This window comes from Pinibacter aurantiacus (assembly GCF_019130065.1).
GTDB lineage: Bacteria > Bacteroidota > Bacteroidia > Chitinophagales > Chitinophagaceae > Pinibacter > Pinibacter aurantiacus.
Genome location: NZ_JAHSPG010000011.1, coordinates 216,838 through 234,358 on the forward strand (window position 1 = coordinate 216,838; position 17,521 = coordinate 234,358).

Consider the following 17,521-nt stretch of genomic DNA (forward strand, 5'->3'; position numbering starts at 1 on the left):
AACTTACATGAGAAGATCGTTGAGTTTACTTTTCCTGGCATTGAACGCAGCTGCTTATTCCCAACAAAAGGGTACTGAAAATCTTGTGCAGTATGTAAAGCCAATCATCGGCACGCAGCGCATGGGGCATACCTATCCCGGCGCAACGGCTCCATTTGGTATGGTGCAGTTAAGTCCGGATACAGACACCATTCCCTATGAAATGAATGGCAAATACAATGGCGACGTGTATAAGTACTGCGCAGGTTATCAATATGATGATAAAACAATTGTAGGCTTTAGCCATACGCATTTCAGCGGAACGGGCCACTCAGATCTTGGTGATTTCTTAATCATCCCTACAGTTGGTGATCTGCAACTTAATCCCGGAACGGCAGAGAATCCAACAAGCGGCTATCGTTCTCCATTTTCCCATAACAACGAAACAGCAGAAGCGGGTTATTACAAGGTAAAGCTTGACCGCTATAATATTGAAGCGGAGCTTACTGCTACTACCCGCGTTGGACTTCATCAATATACTTTTCCAAAAAGCGATAATGCACACATCATTCTTGATCTGATGGCGGGCATCTACAACTATGATGATAAAAACGTGTGGACATTCATGCGGGTGGAAAATGATACGCTTGTTACCGGCTATCGCCAAACTAATGGCTGGGGACGTACACGCACCGTTTATTTTGCCATGAGTTTTTCCAAGCCAATCGCAGAATACGGCAATAAAAACTTTGATAAAAAACAAGCCTATCACGGCTTCTGGGGCAAATTTGACCAAAGCAAAAACTTCCCTGAAATAGCTGGCAAACAATTCCGCGCCTACTTCAATTTCAAAACAACGGAAGGCGAAAAAATAAAAATAAAATTTGCACTGTCGCCGGTAAGCACTGCGAATGCTTTAATGAATATGCGTGCAGAAATTCCGGGTTGGGATTTTGAAAAAGTGAAATCCGATGTGCAGAATGCTTGGCAAAATGAGTTGCAAAAGATCACCATCCAATCGCAAAGCAAAGAGGAGAAAGAAAATTTCTATACGTCAATGTACCATGCATTCATCAACCCTATCACTTACATGGACGTTGACGGCTCCTACAAAGGGATTGATCAAAATGTGCATAAGGCAGATGGTTTCACCAACTATACCGTTTTCTCCCTTTGGGACACATACAGGGCATTGCATCCATTCTTTAATTTGATTCAGCCGAAGCGCAATGCAGATATGGTGCAGTCCATGCTGGCGCACTATGATCAAAGTGCGGAGCATATGTTGCCGGTTTGGTCGCATTATGCCAATGAAAACTGGTGCATGAGCGGCTACCATAGTGTTTCTGTGTTGGCAGATGCCATTGTAAAAGATAATGCAACTTTTGATGCCAACAGGGCGTTGAACGCCTGCATTACAACATCGGGCTTCAGAAGATTTGATGGATTGGGCTACTACATTGATAAAGGATATGTGCCCTGCGATAAAACCGGAACATCTGTTTCTACAACGCTTGAATATGCTTACGACGACTGGTGCATTGCTCAAGCTGCGAAAAAACTGGGCAATACCAAAGTGTATGATGAGTACATGAAGCGATCAGAAAATTACAGGAACGTTTTTGATCCTTCCATTGGCTACATGAGACCGCGATACAGCGATGGTAAATTCAGGGAAAAGTTTGACGTGCTTAGCACAAATGACCAGGGTTTTATCGAGGGCAATGCGTGGAACTTCAGCTTTTTTGTGCCGCACGATCCGGCTTCTTTAATTACAATGATGGGTGGTAAAAAACGTTTTGTGCAACACCTTGACTCGTTGTTTACCATGGAGCTGCCCGACAAATATTTTGCAGAAACAGAAGACATTACACGCGATGGCATCATTGGCAATTATGTGCATGGAAACGAGCCAGCACACCACGTTGCATATCTCTATAACTGGACGGACCAACCATGGAAAACACAGGAGCGTGTAAGAATGATTCTGAAAAAACAATACCGTTCGACTCCTGATGGCCTTGGAGGAAATGATGATTGCGGACAAATGAGTGCCTGGTATATTTTTACTACGCTTGGCTTCTACCCTGTTGCTCCAGGTTCTGACCAATACGCTATTGGAAGTCCTGCTATTGACGGCGCTGTTTTACATCTTGAGAATGGTAAAACATTTACCATAGAGGTGAACAATCAAAGCGATAAGAATGTGTATGTGAAAAAAGTACTGTTGAATGGGCAGCAGTTGAACAGACTTTATATAACGCACAGCGAAATTATGAACGGCGGTAAGATCAGTTTTTATATGAGTGATAAGCACGGGAAGTAATGCTTCACCTAAATCTTTACCACTAAGTCACTAAGGACACTAAGCTCCACTAAGACACCCGGATTATCTGGAATTTCTTAGTGGAGCTTAGTGGCCTTAGTGGCCTAGTGGTGAAAAAGACTGTAGGTCTTAAATCACCGGGTTTTGTGCATACATCGCCCACAGCTCATCTACATCTTTGCCTGTTAGTTTTTTCCAGATATCATCGGTATATGTTCCGTCACGCATAGATTTATCCAATTCTTTTACAATAGTGGGGCGAACATTTTTCGTGAGCCAAACAAAAAATCTTGCAGTAATGCGATAGGAGTTATCGTAGTGTTGAGACCCAGAAAATGCGGGCAGCGCCCAGCCCGCTTCTTTGTTTGCTACGCCCATTGTGTAACGCACATAATCGGCAATGCCTTCAGTAACCCAGCCGGGACCGCCGGGGTAAGATTGCGTGATGTGCATGACTTCGTGCGTTACTACATCAATATCCTGTGGATTTTTGCGGAACCATTGCGGGTTGTAGCGTGTAAGACCGTCTGCAGTCGCTGCCACGCCATCGTAGGTCGGATCTATTAAGAAGGTTACTTTTTTAATTGTTTTAGGGTTGTACTCTTTCGCTTGTTTGGGATAAACTTTGAAGTAAGCGTCGATCATTTTCTTTTTCACTTCATCACTGAACTGCTCATCTTTATTTACAAAAATGAGCGTATATCCATTCTTTGTAATCGAGTCGACTTTGGTAAAACCCTTTGTGTCGTATTCCCTCCAGGAATCTTGGGCATTGGCGCCGGAAACAGCAATAGCTGCCAGAATAATTCCCGTGAGCATTTTTTTGGTAAATGTGTTGGTCATGAGGTTGATTTATAACCAAATTTAGGTAAAACGTTTTATCTGAAAAAGGCTTAATGCTGAGCGCTTAACGCCAAACGCAGTCTAAATGACAACGCGATTGAGTTTTTTGCCAACAGCGTTAGGCGTTAGGCGTTGGGCCCTAAGCGTTACGCATCAGGCGTTGAGCGTTTTACCCTTCTTCACCGAATTTCGCTTAACAAGATTCGCCGGTATCTGTATTTTGTTCGTGATAAGATTACTTTCTTTTTTGCCCAATTGCGTGAGCAGGAGATTCATGGCTGCCCGGGCGATTTCTTCTGTAGGCTGTTGAACGGTCGTTATGCCGGGAGCAAACAGACTGAATATTTCGTGATCATCAAAACTTATCATGGCTAAATCTTCGGGCACTTTGTACCGCATGTTGGAAAGGCTTTGCAGGCCTGCGATTCCAAGATAGTTGGTCGCGAAAAATATTGCATCCATGTTCTTGTTCTTCCTGATAAACGAACTAATTTCATTTACCATTTCTTCTTTAGTAGAATCATACGGCAATGTAAGTACAAGCTTCTTGTCAGGTTTGATGTTATGAAACTTCAACGTCTCCGTATAACCGGATAAACGTTCTTTCATTTGAATCAGGTCAAGATCCACCGTTACAAAGCCAATGTTTTCATACCCTGCTTCCAGCAAATGATCAATGCCTTGTTTGATGCCATTGAAGTTATCCACCAGCACATATGGAATATCAAGACCAGGGTAATAACTGTCCATCAACACCACAGGCTTTTTGCTTGTCATTAGCTTCATTACATCTTTTTCCAATCCCGCAGTGGGTGTAATAATATAGCCGTCAACCTGTTGGTGGGCCAGCATTTCCATCATTTCACGGCCTTTACGGATATTGTTTTCAGAACTGCAGTACACAATTCTATAGCCGTATTTTTTCGCTTCGCTCTCCAGTTCTTTTGATATGGCACCAAAAAAAGAACCGCCCATATTTTCAACAATAAGGCCTATTACTTTTGATTGCCCTGTGCGGAGGCTCACCGCTATTTGATTCGGTTGATATCCTTCTTTCTTTGCCGTAGCCAGAATTTTTTTCGTAAGTGCATCACTGGTGCGCCCTTTTCCATTTAATACAAATGACACGGTGGTGGGTGATGTTCCGGTCATGCGGGCAATGTCCTTGATAGATATTTTCTTCATGCGAGACTATGGCAATTTTTATTTCCTGTTGCGACAAAAAGCAACATTACGCCACAATATACACAACAGCCAAGTTCATTTACATTTTTCGGGAATTTTGTTGCACTATTTACCTGAAGAGCTTCTACTAAGACGCGGTTTCTCTTTGATTTTACGGTAAAACGATTTACTTTTATTTACAACCTTTTGCACAAAACTCGACAACCTACTACAGATTATGACATTTTCTCTTACAAGGAAATCTTTGATCGCATTAATCGTTTCCGGCTCTTTCAATTTTTGCTCCTTTGCACAAAATGCAGTAAAACCAACTGTTTCAGCCAACAAAATGGATTGGTGGCGTGAGGCAAGATTTGGCATGTTTATTCATTGGGGCGTGTATGCCGTGCCAGCCGGAGTATATGACGGCAAAAACATTGACGGCTTGGGTGAATGGATTATGCAGGATGCGAAAATACCTGTGAATGTGTACGCACAGTATGCAAAACAGTTTAATCCTACCAAATACAATGCTGAGCAATGGGTATTGATGGCCAAAAATGCCGGCATGAAATACATTGTCATTACTTCCAAACATCATGATGGCTTTGCTTTGTTTGATTCCAAAGCAAGTAACTGGAACGTGGTAAAAGCCACACCATATGGCAAAGACATTTTAAAGCCGCTTGTAGATGCCTGTCGTAAATACAATATGAAGCTGGGCTTCTATTATTCACAGGCAAATGACTGGTCAAATGCAGGCGGAGCGGCCGCTTTCGGCCATTGGGACAAGTTTCAGGAAAGTCGCACAATGGATCAGTATCTCGACAGCGTTGCTATTCCGCAAGTGAAAGAAATTTTAACCCAGTATGGAGATGTTGTTGAACTCTGGTGGGACGTGCCTACTGATATGAGCAAGGCAAGGGCGGAAAAACTGAATGCTTTACTTTCGTTACAACCGGGAATTATTACAAATGACAGGCTCGGCGGTGGCTTCCAGGGAGACATTACAACACCGGAACAATATATTCCTGCAACGGGCATTGCTGGCCGTGATTGGGAAACATGCATGACGATGAATGGTACATGGGGTTTTAAAAAGAATGATGGCAATTGGAAGTCGTCTGAAGAACTTATTCGCAACCTGATTGACATCGCTTCTAAAGGCGGCAATTATTTATTGAATGTTGGTCCCGATGAAATGGGTGAATTTCCAGAACCGATTGTAGCAAGGCTCAAAAACATAGGCGCATGGATGGATATCAATCATGAAGCTATCTATGGCACTACCGCGAGTCCGTTTAAAGTGTTGCCATGGGCCGGTCGTTGCACGAAGAAAGTTACTACAAGCGGCGCCACACTGTACCTGCATGTGTTTAGCAATCCCGGCGCACATGCAATCCTTTTACCTGGTTTAAAAAACAAAATCTCTTCTATAAAATGGCTCGCTAACGGAAATGCACTTGAAGCAAAGAATATAAGCGAAGGCGTTGTTATTTCCCTACCAAATGAACTGCCTAACGCCGTGGCGAGTGTAATAAAAGTTGAAGTGAAAGGAGCTTTGCAAATTGATCCATACGTGATTAACTCTGCGCCAGATGGTTCTTTTACATTAAAGGCAGAAACTGCCGATATTCATAACAAACAAGGCGAAACATCTGCTTTGGTTGAGGGAGACTGGAGCAACAGGAACATCGGTTATTGGACAAGCAGCGCCGCTTCTGTTTCTTGGACGATCCATGTGGCCAAACCCGGCACCTATGCATGCATGTTGACGGCGGCAACGCCTGCTCAGCAAAGCAAATTCTCAATTGGTATAGCCGATCAAAAAATTGATGGAACCATTACGAATACTGGTGGCTACAATAATTACAAAGAATTTACAACCGGCAAAATCGTTATTTCAAAAGCCGGCACATATACGGTTACTGCACAGCCGGATCCTAAAGAATGGCAGGCAATTAATCTTAGACAACTTAAACTTGTTCCCTGATTTCTGTTTACCAAACACATGAGAAAACAAAAAGACCCGTAGACTTTAAAAGTCTGTCGGGTCTTTTCATTTATTTTGCCAAAAAACATGCGCAATACTACCAAGCTGAAACAAGTGCTGCTAAAGTACGACATCGACCTCTCCATGGACGATGATGAACTTATGCGGATGACACTTGTCGATAAAACTACGGGCGCATTGAAAACATTTGAAAATAGCTCGTATAGTTTCCTTATTAATAAGGCATACTCTTTTTTTAAGAAAGAACTGAAGGGTCAAATTAATAATTAATAATTAATAATTAATAATTAATGGATGTAGCATCGAATTAAAGGAGCAACATCTCTTCTGCTTAGGACTAATAAGAAGGCCGCATTCAATCACGAATGCGGCCTTATTAATTATTAATTATTAATTATTAATTATTAATTCCTCTACGCAATATATTTCATAATCTGCAGCAAACACGCATGCAAACTATCTTTCCACTCGGGGATATGTAAACGGAACGTTGATTTTATTTTTTCTTTGTCAAACGCTGAGTAAGCGGGACGTTTGGCTGGCGTAGGGTAAGCAGATGATGGAATTGGGTTTACCTGGCATTTGCTGTTGCTCAACTCTTTTATAGCTACCGCAAAATCGTACCAGCTGATGATGCCTTCATTTGAATAGTTGTAGATGCCTGCGGGCCATTGCTTGTTATCAATTGACCATTGGCAAATGTCCAGTATCGCTTTTGCCAAATCCGCGGCAAATGTTGGCGAACCAAGTTGGTCGTTTACCACGTTGATAGACTCCCGTTCATTCATCAAACGCAACATTGTTTTCACAAAGTTGGCGCCAAATGAAGAGTACACCCACGAGGTGCGAAGAATGATCACAGAAGGGTCTTTTTCTGTTGCCAGCTGCTCTCCTTTTAATTTGGATGCGCCATACACACCAAGCGGATTGGTTGGATCTGATTCTTTGTAAGGAACAGTACTTGTGCCATCAAAAACGTAGTCGGTTGAAACCTGCACAAATCTTGTATTGTGTTTTTTACAGGCTGCCGCCAAAAACCCTGCAGCATTGGCATTTACAGCATAAGCGGCATCGGCATCTGTTTCTGATTTATCGACTGCAGTGTATGCTGCGCAATTAATACAGAAAGCAAACTGATGCATATCGAAAAAACTATTGATAGCAGTTTCATCTACTATAGACAGTTCTTCCTTGTCGGTAAAAATAAACTCGAACTTTGGGTAAGAAGAAGCCAATTGTTGCAATTCACTGCCCAATTGTCCTTTAGCGCCTGTTACAAGAATTGTTTGCATAGTAATATAAGATTAGAGTCGCGTTATTTTTTTGCTGCAAAAACAAAGCCATGTACACAATCTGCATATACAGGATATACCTTATCCTTATCCGATAAAATCATTTTGTCTGCAGGTACGTTCCAATCGATAGCCAATGCCGGATCATTGAAAAGAACGCCGCCTTCGCTTGCTTTATCATAAAAATTATCGCATTTGTACATTACTTCAGCGGTTTCTGTAAGTACGGAGTAACCGTGCGCAAAGCCCTGCGGCACCAGCAATTGTCTTTTATTTTTTGCAGATAATTCTATCGAAAAAACTTTTCCCTGTGTGGGTGAACCAGCACGAAGATCAACTACTACGTCAAGAATAGCGCCTTCTAAAGCTCTAATCAATTTTGTTTGGGCAGATGCTCCCTTTTGAAAATGCAATCCACGCACAACTCCATATACTGAACGCGCCTGGTTGTCTTGTACAAATTTTATATCGATTCCTTCCTTCGCAAACAAATTCTGATTATAACTCTCAAAAAAATATCCCCTGTCATCGCCAAACACGGCAGGTTCAAATACTAGCAGATCGGGGAAATCGGTTTTAATAAATGGCATGAAGGCTGTGAGTTTGAGTTAGGAGTTTTGAGTTGCTATTCTGCTGCTCAACCACCCTATTAATTATTCTTTATTAATTATCTCTTCGCGTACTGTTCTTCGTAATAATGCTGATAGCTTCCGCTCGTAATATCATTGATCCATTTTTCATTTTGAAGATACCAGTCTACCGTTTTCTCCAATCCTTCTTCAAATTGTAAAGATGGCTCCCAGCCAAGCTCTTTGTTGAGTTTAGTGGCGTCAATCGCATAACGTAAATCATGTCCTGCCCTGTCCGTAACGTAAGTGATCAGCTTTGCAGAAGTTCCTTCTTCCCTGCCCAATTTCTTGTCCATGAGTTTGCAAAGCGCATGAATAAGGTCTATGTTTTTCCACTCATTAAAACCGCCAACGTTATATTTCTCGCCTACTTTTCCTGTGTGGAAAATAGTGTCGATCGCTCTTGCGTGATCATTTACAAACAGCCAGTCGCGCACGTTTTCACCTTTGCCATATACAGGCAGAGGCTTGTTGTTTTTAATATTGTTGATCATCAACGGAATTAATTTTTCCGGAAAATGATGAGACCCGTAGTTGTTAGAGCAGTTGCTCATGATAACGGGCATATGATAGGTATGATGATAAGCGAATACAAAATGATCTGATGATGCTTTAGATGCAGAGTAAGGAGAACGGGGATCATACGGAGTTTCTTCTGTAAAGAATCCTTCCTCACCAAGAGAGCCGTACACCTCATCTGTTGAAACATGGTAAAACAATTTGCCTTCCATATTTCCTTTCCACAGTTTGCGTGCTGCATTCAATAAAGTAACGGTTCCTAAAACGTTTGTTCTTACAAATGCCAGGGGATCAAGAATGCTTCTGTCTACATGGCTTTCAGCTGCCAGGTGTATAACAGCATCAAATTTATATTTATCAAACAACGCTTCTACTTTTGCCTCGTCGGTAATGTCGGCTTTTTCAAAAGTGTAGTTTGGTTTGTTTTCTATATCTGTCAGGTTTTCAAGATTACCGGCGTAAGTAAGCGCATCCAGATTAACAATGTTATAATCAGGATATTTATTTACAAATAACCTTACCACGTGAGAGCCGATGAATCCGGCACCTCCAGTTATCAGTATTGTTTTCTTTGCGTTGCTCATAAACTCCAGTATTTTCTATGATTGATTTTGTTCCTATAAATGCCTTTCAAATCTACTATCAAGGCGTTGGGTTTCGTATGTGTTATAAAATAATTTTCATCTAAATTAACATATGCGTCATGCGGTATGGTTACGACAATCGCATCATAATCATCGCTTTCATTTTCCACAAGTTTCAACCCGTATTGTAGTTGCACATCTTCCTGTTTCGCAAACGGGTCTTCTACGTCTACTTTAATATTGAAAGCCAGCAATTCTTTTACGGTATCAACAATTTTGGAATTGCGAATATCGCTAACATTTTCTTTAAAAGTAACCCCTTTCACCAATACTTTAGGTTCGTTGGTGGTGCGCAAAACATGTGTAATAATCTTTCTGGCTACATATTTCGCCATATCATCGTTGATAAACCGGCTTGCTGCAATTACCTTGGATTCATAACCGAGAGACGCGGCTTTGTAGGTGAGGTAATAGGGATCAACACCTATACAATGTCCGCCAACAAGGCCCGGTTGAAATCTGAGAAAGTTCCATTTTGTAGATGCGGCTTCTATGACGTCGAAAGTGTTCACTCCCATTTTGTCGAATATCATTGACAATTCATTCATCAATGAAATGTTCATGTCGCGTTGGGTATTCTCAACTATTTTAGAAGCCTCCGCAACCTTTATGGAAGGTGCTTTAAAAATACCCGCCGTAATGATCAGTGAATAAACCTGCGCTATTTCCTGCAGTGCTTCTTCGTCGCTGCCCGACACCACTTTCACTACATTTTGCAATGTGTTTTTTGTGTCGCCAACATTTATTCTTTCAGGCGAATAACCGAGTTTGAAATCTTTGCCCAATGTAAGGCCCGAACACTTTTCCAATATGGGGAGACAGTCTTCTTCCGTGCAACCCGGGTAGGTAGTAGATTCGTACACTACATAATCTCCGCGCTTCAATGCCTTGCCTATTTGGGTAGAAGCAATGGTCAGCGGGCCAAGATCGGGTACATTGTACTTGTTTACCGGCGTTGGAACGGTGACAATAAAAAATGAGGCTTTGCTCAACGCTGCGGCCTCATTTGTAAATATTATAGTCTCAGAATTATATTGTTTGTTACCCTGCAGTTCTTTTACAAGATCAACATTGATATCATACCCAATTACAGAAAAATGCTCAGCAAACGCCAGTGCTACAGGCAAGCCTACATAGCCCAGGCCGATTACGGCAAGAGAAGTCCTTTTTTCTTGTAACTGCTGAAACATGGGCATTAATTGAAAGTTCCTGCCCGACTAAAGTCATTCAGGCGGGGAAAATGGAAAGTTGAAAATGGAGAACGAAAGGTTGCACCGTTCATTTTCAATTTTCAACTTTCAATTTTCAATTTATTTGACGCTTTGAAATTCTTTCGGCTGTTTTACAAGCTCTTCTTTAGGTAAGGATTTAAAGTACTCATAAGTAATTCGAACGCCTTCTGCACGTTTTACTTTTGGCTCCCATCCCAGGATTTCTTTTGCTTTGGAGATGTCCGGCTTGCGCTGTTTAGGATCATCTTTTGGCAAAGGCTTGTAGACAATCTTCTGTGTTGTACCGGTCAGTTTGATGATCTCTTCTGCGAAGTCTTTCAGAGAAATTTCATCCGGGTTGCCAATGTTTACCGGGTTTACATAATCGCTCATCAACAAACGGTAAATGCCTTCGATAAGATCATCTACATAGCAGAAAGAGCGGGTTTGAGAACCATCTCCAAACACTGTAAGATCTTCTCCACGCAATGCCTGGCCGATGAATGCAGGTAGTGCACGACCGTCATTAAGTCGCATGCGCGGGCCGTATGTGTTGAATATGCGTACTATTCTTGTTTCTAAATTATGGAAAGTGTGGTATGCCATTGTGATCGCTTCCTGGAAGCGTTTTGCTTCATCATATACACCACGTGGGCCTATCGGGTTCACATTGCCCCAATACTCCTCGTTTTGCGGATGCACCAACGGATCACCATATACTTCTGATGTAGATGCGATCAACATCCTGGCGTTTTTCGCTTTTGCCAAACCAAGACAGTTGTGCGTTCCCAGGGAACCTACTTTCAGCGTTTGGATAGGAATTTTTAAATAGTCGATCGGGCTAGCCGGTGAAGCAAAATGTAAGATATAGTGAAGTTCGCCGGGAACGTGAATGAATTTGCTCACATCGTGGTGGTAAAATTCAAATTGTTCGAGCTTGAACAAATGTTCAATGTTGCGAAGATCGCCTGTAATAAGGTTATCCATTCCAATTACGTGAAAACCTTCTTTTATAAAACGGTCGCAAAGATGTGATCCTAAAAATCCTGCGGCGCCGGTGATGAGTACTCGTTTACGGGACATGTTGTTTGAGAAATTAGAAATTAGGAATTAGGAATTAGTGTTTCATATTCTACGAGTGTGAATGAAATGCAACGTTTTATAGAATGTGTCATTAGCATCTACCCGAATATAAACAGGGAATTAGAAACCAGGAACATCTAATTCCTAATTTCTAATTCCTAATTCCTTACTTTTTTACTGCTGCCGGACGGCCAATGCTTTCATAGTGGAAACCCAGTTCTCCAATAGCGTCTACTTCGAAAAGATTGCGACCATCAAAGATCACTTTACTTTTCAGGTTAGAAACGATCTTAAGGAAATCCGGTGTTCTAAACTCGTTCCATTCTGTTGCAATGATCAATGCATTTGCGCCTGCCAAAGCATCGTATTGGCTTTCTGCGTATTGAATTTTATCTCCAATAACGCTTTTCACATTGTTCATTGCTTCAGGGTCGTAAGCAGTAACAGTAGCGCCTTCTGCCAGCAAAGCATCAATGATGTATAAAGCCGGAGCTTCGCGAATATCGTCTGTATTAGGTTTGAAAGCAAGCCCCCACAAAGCGAAGTGTTTGCCTTTCAAGTCACCTTTGAAGAATTTTCTAACTTTTGGCAGCAAATGAAGTTTTTGTTTTTCATTCACATCCATAACTGCGTTCAGTATCTGGAAGTCATAGCTAACTTCGGTTGAAGATTTTACCAGTGCCTGAACATCTTTAGGAAAGCAGCTTCCGCCGTAACCAATGCCGGGAAACAGGAATCTTTTACCGATTCTTTCGTCGCTACCAATACCGCGACGAACCATGTCAACATCTGCATCCAGTCTTTCACAAAGCTGCGCAATCTCGTTCATGAATGAGATCTTTGTAGCAAGGAAAGAGTTTGCCGCATATTTGGTAAGTTCTGCGGAACGCTCATCCATAAAAATTACAGGGTTACCGGAACGCACAAATGGCGCGTACAGGTCGCTCATATACTTCTTTGCTTTTTCTGAGCTTGTACCGATCACCACTCTGTCGGGCTTCATGAAGTCATCAACCGCAACACCTTCACGTAAAAATTCAGGGTTTGACACCACATCAAATTCTACTTTGCAGTTTTTTGCGATGGCTGCATGCACTTTTTCTGCGGTACCAACTGGCACTGTGCTTTTGTCAACGATTACTTTGTAGTCGGTTAATAATTTACCTATATGATCTGCAACACCCAATATATATCTCAGGTCTGCAGATCCATCCTCACCCGGAGGTGTTGGAAGTGCCAGGAATACTATTTGCGCATCTTTAATACCTTCTTCGAGATTGGTAGTAAAGCGAAGACGCTCTTCTTTTAAATTGCGAAGGAATAATTTTTCAAGGCCGGGCTCATAAATGGTGATTTCTCCATTAGTAAGCTTCTCAACTTTTTTCTGATCGATGTCAATACAGGTTACTTCATTTCCTGTTTCGGAGAAACATGTGCCTGTTACGAGCCCCACGTAGCCCGTTCCTACAACTGCAATTTTCATTTTAGGAAAGTGTTTTTATGGTTTATTTAGTTGTTTACAAATGCTAATACTTTGTCAATAATATACTTCATTTGATCTGCGTCCATTTCTGTATGAATTGGAAGTGAGATCACTCTTTCAGTCAAATAATCCGTTACCGGCAAATCAGTTGCTTCGCTGTTAAACGCAGCAAACATTTTTTGACGGTGCGCCGGCACCGGATAATAAAGCATTGAAGGAATTTTATGTTCTGCAAGAAATTTGCTTAAACCATCTCTATCCACACCTTCCAGCGTTAATGTGTATTGGTGAAACACATGCTTGCTGTTAGAAGCCCTGAAGGGAACCTTTAACTTAGGGTTATTGGCAAATGCGTTATCATAAAAATCAGCCACTTTTGTCCTGGCAGCTATATAATTATCCAGTTCTTTCAATTTAATGTCCAATATGGCGGCTTGAATGGCATCCAGTCTACTGTTACAACCCACCACATCATGGTAGTAGCGTTTGCTTTGGCCGTGATTGGCTATCATCCGCATTTTGTCAGCTAACGCATCGTCATCAGTAAATATTGCGCCACCGTCTCCATAACATCCTAAATTTTTGGATGGGTAGAAAGACGTGCAGCCTATTGTACCAATGGATCCTGTTTTTTTAGTCGTTCCGTCTTTAAAGGTATAATCACTGCCTATAGCCTGTGCGTTATCTTCGATGACGAAAAGGTTATGTTTTTTGGCAATATCCATAATCGCGTCCATGTTTGCAGCATGGCCATATAAGTGTACGGGAACAATTGCCTTCGTTTTCGGGGTGATGGCTTTTTCTATGGCAGCGGGATCGATGCAAAATGTTTGAGGATCTACTTCAACAAAAACGGGGGTTAAACGCAACAATGCCACAACCTCAACAGTAGCAATATACGTAAAAGACGGGGTAATCACCTCATCTCCCGGTTTTAAATCCAGCGCCATCATGGCAATTTGCAATGCATCGGTACCGTTTGCGCAGGTTACTACGTGCTTTGAACCATTATATTTTGCAAGATTTTCTGAGAAGTCGTTCACGGTTTTGCCGCCTATAAACATTGAACTGTCAATTACTCCAAGTACAGCCGCGTCGATCTGGTCTTTTATTTTGAGGTACTGGCGACGCGTGTCCACCATTTGTATAGGATGCATAATTATAGATTTTAAGCGCCGCAAAAATAGTGAAATAAGTGTAGCAGCCTATTGTTTTTTGAGCCTTGGGAATCACTTAAATGCATCAAAACGATTATTTTAGGGCAATTCTCTTTCTAAAATAATGCCAAAAAAGGCTTTAGGCCTTAATTTGACGATTTGAAAATTTGAAAATTTGAAAATGCTTCTGGTCGATCATTCTTCCTTGATAGTTGGCCTCTTTTTGTTATGATCAACATTGGTCAATACTAATGCACCAAAGGAATTTTCAAATTTTCAAATCTTCAAATCTTCAAATTATTGATCTCCTTCCTCTATCTTTATTTTCTGAACGTTTTCAACTTTTTATCTTAATGCTATTTTTTTATAAACTCTTTACATTGCTGTATTCTTTCGGCATCAGGCTTATTGCACCGTGGAACCCCAAAGCAAAAAAATGGCTGGATGGAAGAAAAGATATTTTCAGTAAACTGCAACAAGCCTTCGCCAGCAACACCAAACCGGTGGTATGGATGCACTGCGCATCGCTCGGAGAGTTTGAACAGGGACGTCCCGTGCTCGAAAAGATCAGAGCAGAATATCCCGGCGTGGCCATATTACTCACCTTTTTTTCACCATCGGGTTACGAGGTAAGAAAAGACTATAGCGGTGCAGACTGGATTTTTTATTTGCCGCTCGATAGTCGTGCAAATGCTGAAAAATTACTGGCGATTGCAAAACCGCAGCTTGTTTTGTGGGTGAAATACGAATACTGGTACTATTATCTTACTGCAATAAAAAAACGAAACACCCCTCTCCTGCTGATCTCCGGCATATACCGTAAGGGGCAGCCTTTTTTTAAATGGTATGGCGGTATGCATAGAGAAATGCTGGCTTGCTTTGCACATTTGTTTGTTCAAAATAAGGCATCAAAAGATCTGCTCGAAAAAATAAATATTACCGACAATGTTACGGTTGGCGGAGATACACGCTTCGACAGGGTAATAGAGATTGCTGAAGGATTTAAGCCGATTGACGTGGTGGCGCATTTTTGTTACAATCATAAAGTGATTGTTGCAGGAAGTACCTGGGATGAAGATGAAAAAGAAATGGATCATTACGCCAATACACATCCGGAAATTCGTTTTGTAATTGCTCCGCATGAAATTGACGAGGACCATTTACAAAGCATTGAAAAACTTTTTAAGAACACGATCCGTTTTTCTGAACTCAGGAAAAGTATTGAGGCGGGAATCATTGCAGATTCGCAGATAGCAAACAATGTTTTAATTATTGATAACATTGGGATGCTGTCGAAACTATATCATTATGCAACTGTAACCTTTATTGGTGGCGGTTTTGGAGAAGATGGCGTACACAATGTGCTGGAAGCTGCGGTGTATGGCAAACCTGTTGTTTACGGACCGGTGTATGATAAATACATTGAGGCGGTGGAACTGGAAGATTGCGGCGGAGGCCTTAGTGTTGGCAGCGCATTGGAGTTGGAGGCTACCTTTAACGAGTTACTAAACGATGCCGAAGTACTTGAAAAGTCGGCCTTTGCGGCTAAAAACTATGTTTATACCCACAAAGGCGCCACTAACAAAGTGATGGATCATATTCAGGAAAAACGTCTTTTAACTAACTGATCAAACAGTTTTACGATTTCCTTATTTTCATCCCATCCCAGTTTTAATTTCAATTCTCTTTCGATCCAGTATTGAGCTTCTGCCAGTATGCGGAAGTTATTGATGGTTTTAATGCTTCGTTCATATCCAACTTCATCGCCTCTGAAAAGTTCGCTTACAAATACGTAGCGGTCATTGACGCCAATGGCTTTTCTAAGGTCACGAACCGGAGCATCTACGATCGTATCGCTGAGCTCTGTGCCGTTTGACCTGAGACGATCATTCAGCGAAGTAGCACCATTGCCATTTTTGGCGATCACATCGTTGATTTCTTTAAAATCTGCCTGGTGTGCAAGGGTTGGAATTTCCCTTACCGCATCAAATACCCATTCAATTGGGGGATCTTTCTTTTTTGTAACAGGTTGAGGCGGAGCCGACTGTGGTTTTGGAACAACTACCGGCTTTTCCTGTATAAATTGTTCCTTTTCTACTTCTACTTTTATTTCTTCAGATTTTGGCGCAACTTCTGTGGATAGTTTTGCGTGCGAAGAGTTGAAAGAAGGCAGTACAACTGCTACCTTTGCCGACCCCAATTGCGGCCGTTCGCCTTGTGCAGCGTGCTGTAGTTCAGCCTGAAGGAGCTGAACAGTTAACATCATGGCTGAAACATCGTTGTTTTGATCCAGCTGTTCTTGCAGCTTTGCGATCAACGCTTTGACTCTTTCCATGTTTACAATTACTTTTGGGTTAGTGTTCAATCAATTATAAAGTTAGATACAATTTTCCAACAAATCACTAATTACTGATTATGTTCATCGAACCGAATTTATCGGGAGAGCGCCGTGGCTGGATTGAAGTTATTTGCGGAAGTATGTTTTCCGGAAAAACCGAAGAGCTGATCCGTCGCCTCAAAAGAGCCAAAATAGCCAACCTGAAGGTTGAAATATTTAAACCTGCTATTGATATACGCTATCACGAGCAGAATATTGTGTCTCACGATGAAAACTCAATAATCTCTTCTCCTATCGATAATTCGCAAACTATATTACTGCTTGCAAATGATGTAGATGTGATTGGTATTGACGAGGCTCAGTTCTTTGACGACATGCTACCCGAAGTGTGCGACCAGCTAGCCCTTCGTGGTATCCGCGTAATTGTTGCAGGATTGGATATGGACTACCTGGCTAAACCTTTCGGGCAAATGCCCAATCTACTAGCCAAAGCAGATTATATTACCAAGTTGCATGCCATTTGTGTAAAATGTGGAAACATTGCTAATTATTCTTACAGGAAGTCAGCCACAGGACCGCAGGTCCTACTCGGCGAAAAAGATGTTTATGAGCCGAGATGCAGGCATTGCTATTATGAGGAATCAGGAATCAGGAGTTAGGAGTTAGGAATTAGGAGTTGGGAACTGCTTTCTCCTATGCGAAATCTAAAAGTTAGATTATCAAGCCGAATCACTTCGCGGGCTTTCTCTGTTATTCAATTATTCAATTATTAAGTCATTCAAAATACAAAGGGCCGTGTCTTTCGACACAGCCCTTTGGGGTTTACATATTAAGAATTA

General features: G+C 41.7%; 15 protein-coding genes. 5 read left to right on the top strand and 10 right to left on the bottom strand.

Annotated elements, in window-relative coordinates; translation table 11 throughout:
• Nucleotides 1-7: 7 nt before the first annotated feature.
• Entirely contained in the window at nucleotides 8-2,305 is a 2,298-nt protein-coding gene (locus KTO63_RS14310; RefSeq protein WP_217792005.1) for a GH92 family glycosyl hydrolase, read from the top strand.
• Nucleotides 2,306-2,434: 129 nt separating this feature from the next.
• Here KTO63_RS14310 and KTO63_RS14315 read toward each other — a convergent pair whose 3' ends face one another.
• Nucleotides 2,435-3,148: a basic secretory family protein gene (locus KTO63_RS14315; RefSeq protein ID WP_217792006.1), complete on the bottom strand. Its 714-nt coding sequence runs from the start codon at nucleotides 3,146-3,148 to the stop codon at nucleotides 2,435-2,437.
• A 153-nt stretch (nucleotides 3,149-3,301) separates the two neighbouring features.
• Entirely contained in the window at nucleotides 3,302-4,333 is a 1,032-nt protein-coding gene (locus KTO63_RS14320; RefSeq protein ID WP_217792007.1) for a LacI family DNA-binding transcriptional regulator, read from the bottom strand.
• A 217-nt stretch (nucleotides 4,334-4,550) separates the two neighbouring features.
• On the opposite strand from KTO63_RS14320, the gene KTO63_RS14325 reads away from it, so the two are divergent.
• Both KTO63_RS14325 and KTO63_RS14330 read left to right on the top strand, forming a co-directional pair.
• Entirely contained in the window at nucleotides 4,551-6,305 is a 1,755-nt protein-coding gene (locus tag KTO63_RS14325) for an alpha-L-fucosidase (RefSeq protein WP_217792008.1), read from the top strand.
• Between the two features lie 87 nt (nucleotides 6,306-6,392).
• Nucleotides 6,393-6,596, top strand: a complete 204-nt coding sequence (locus KTO63_RS14330) for a hypothetical protein (protein ID WP_217792009.1) — start codon at nucleotides 6,393-6,395, stop codon at nucleotides 6,594-6,596.
• Nucleotides 6,597-6,739: 143 nt separating this feature from the next.
• On the opposite strand, the gene rfbD is transcribed toward KTO63_RS14330, so the two are convergent.
• The 7 genes from rfbD to KTO63_RS14365 all read right to left on the bottom strand — a co-directional run bounded on the left by rfbD (nucleotide 6,740) and on the right by KTO63_RS14365 (nucleotide 14,344).
• Nucleotides 6,740-7,618: a dTDP-4-dehydrorhamnose reductase gene (rfbD, locus tag KTO63_RS14335; RefSeq protein WP_217792010.1), complete on the bottom strand. Its 879-nt coding sequence runs from the start codon at nucleotides 7,616-7,618 to the stop codon at nucleotides 6,740-6,742.
• Nucleotides 7,619-7,641: 23 nt separating this feature from the next.
• Nucleotides 7,642-8,208, bottom strand: coding sequence for a dTDP-4-dehydrorhamnose 3,5-epimerase (gene rfbC / locus KTO63_RS14340; protein ID WP_217792011.1), 567 nt, complete (start codon nucleotides 8,206-8,208; stop codon nucleotides 7,642-7,644).
• A 77-nt stretch (nucleotides 8,209-8,285) separates the two neighbouring features.
• Complete coding sequence (rfbB, locus tag KTO63_RS14345; protein WP_217792012.1) at nucleotides 8,286-9,350, bottom strand: dTDP-glucose 4,6-dehydratase; 1,065 nt, start codon at nucleotides 9,348-9,350, stop codon at nucleotides 8,286-8,288.
• Nucleotides 9,347-10,600: a nucleotide sugar dehydrogenase gene (locus KTO63_RS14350; RefSeq protein WP_217792013.1), complete on the bottom strand. Its 1,254-nt coding sequence runs from the start codon at nucleotides 10,598-10,600 to the stop codon at nucleotides 9,347-9,349. The genes rfbB and KTO63_RS14350 overlap by 4 nt, the downstream gene beginning before the upstream one ends.
• A 120-nt stretch (nucleotides 10,601-10,720) precedes the next feature.
• Nucleotides 10,721-11,704 carry a UDP-glucuronic acid decarboxylase family protein gene (locus KTO63_RS14355; protein WP_217792014.1) on the bottom strand — a complete coding sequence of 328 codons (984 nt, stop codon included), beginning with the start codon at nucleotides 11,702-11,704 and terminating at the stop codon, nucleotides 10,721-10,723.
• Nucleotides 11,705-11,870: 166 nt separating this feature from the next.
• Nucleotides 11,871-13,187, bottom strand: coding sequence for a UDP-glucose dehydrogenase family protein (locus KTO63_RS14360; protein WP_217792015.1), 1,317 nt, complete (start codon nucleotides 13,185-13,187; stop codon nucleotides 11,871-11,873).
• A gap of 26 nt (nucleotides 13,188-13,213) precedes the next feature.
• Nucleotides 13,214-14,344 carry a DegT/DnrJ/EryC1/StrS family aminotransferase gene (locus KTO63_RS14365; RefSeq protein WP_217792016.1) on the bottom strand — a complete coding sequence of 377 codons (1,131 nt, stop codon included), beginning with the start codon at nucleotides 14,342-14,344 and terminating at the stop codon, nucleotides 13,214-13,216.
• A gap of 353 nt (nucleotides 14,345-14,697) precedes the next feature.
• Between KTO63_RS14365 and KTO63_RS14370 the strand changes: the two genes are divergently transcribed.
• Nucleotides 14,698-15,972 (top strand): 3-deoxy-D-manno-octulosonic acid transferase, encoded by a 1,275-nt coding sequence (locus KTO63_RS14370; protein ID WP_217792017.1) that lies wholly within the window; start codon nucleotides 14,698-14,700, stop codon nucleotides 15,970-15,972.
• Here KTO63_RS14370 and KTO63_RS14375 read toward each other — a convergent pair.
• Nucleotides 15,945-16,679, bottom strand: coding sequence for a hypothetical protein (locus KTO63_RS14375; protein ID WP_217792018.1), 735 nt, complete (start codon nucleotides 16,677-16,679; stop codon nucleotides 15,945-15,947). The genes KTO63_RS14370 and KTO63_RS14375 overlap by 28 nt on opposite strands.
• Nucleotides 16,680-16,759: 80 nt before the next feature.
• Here KTO63_RS14375 and KTO63_RS14380 point away from each other — a divergent pair, with 80 nt between their 5' ends.
• Nucleotides 16,760-17,341, top strand: a complete 582-nt coding sequence (locus KTO63_RS14380; RefSeq protein ID WP_217792019.1) for a thymidine kinase — start codon at nucleotides 16,760-16,762, stop codon at nucleotides 17,339-17,341.
• Nucleotides 17,342-17,521: the final 180 nt, after the last annotated feature.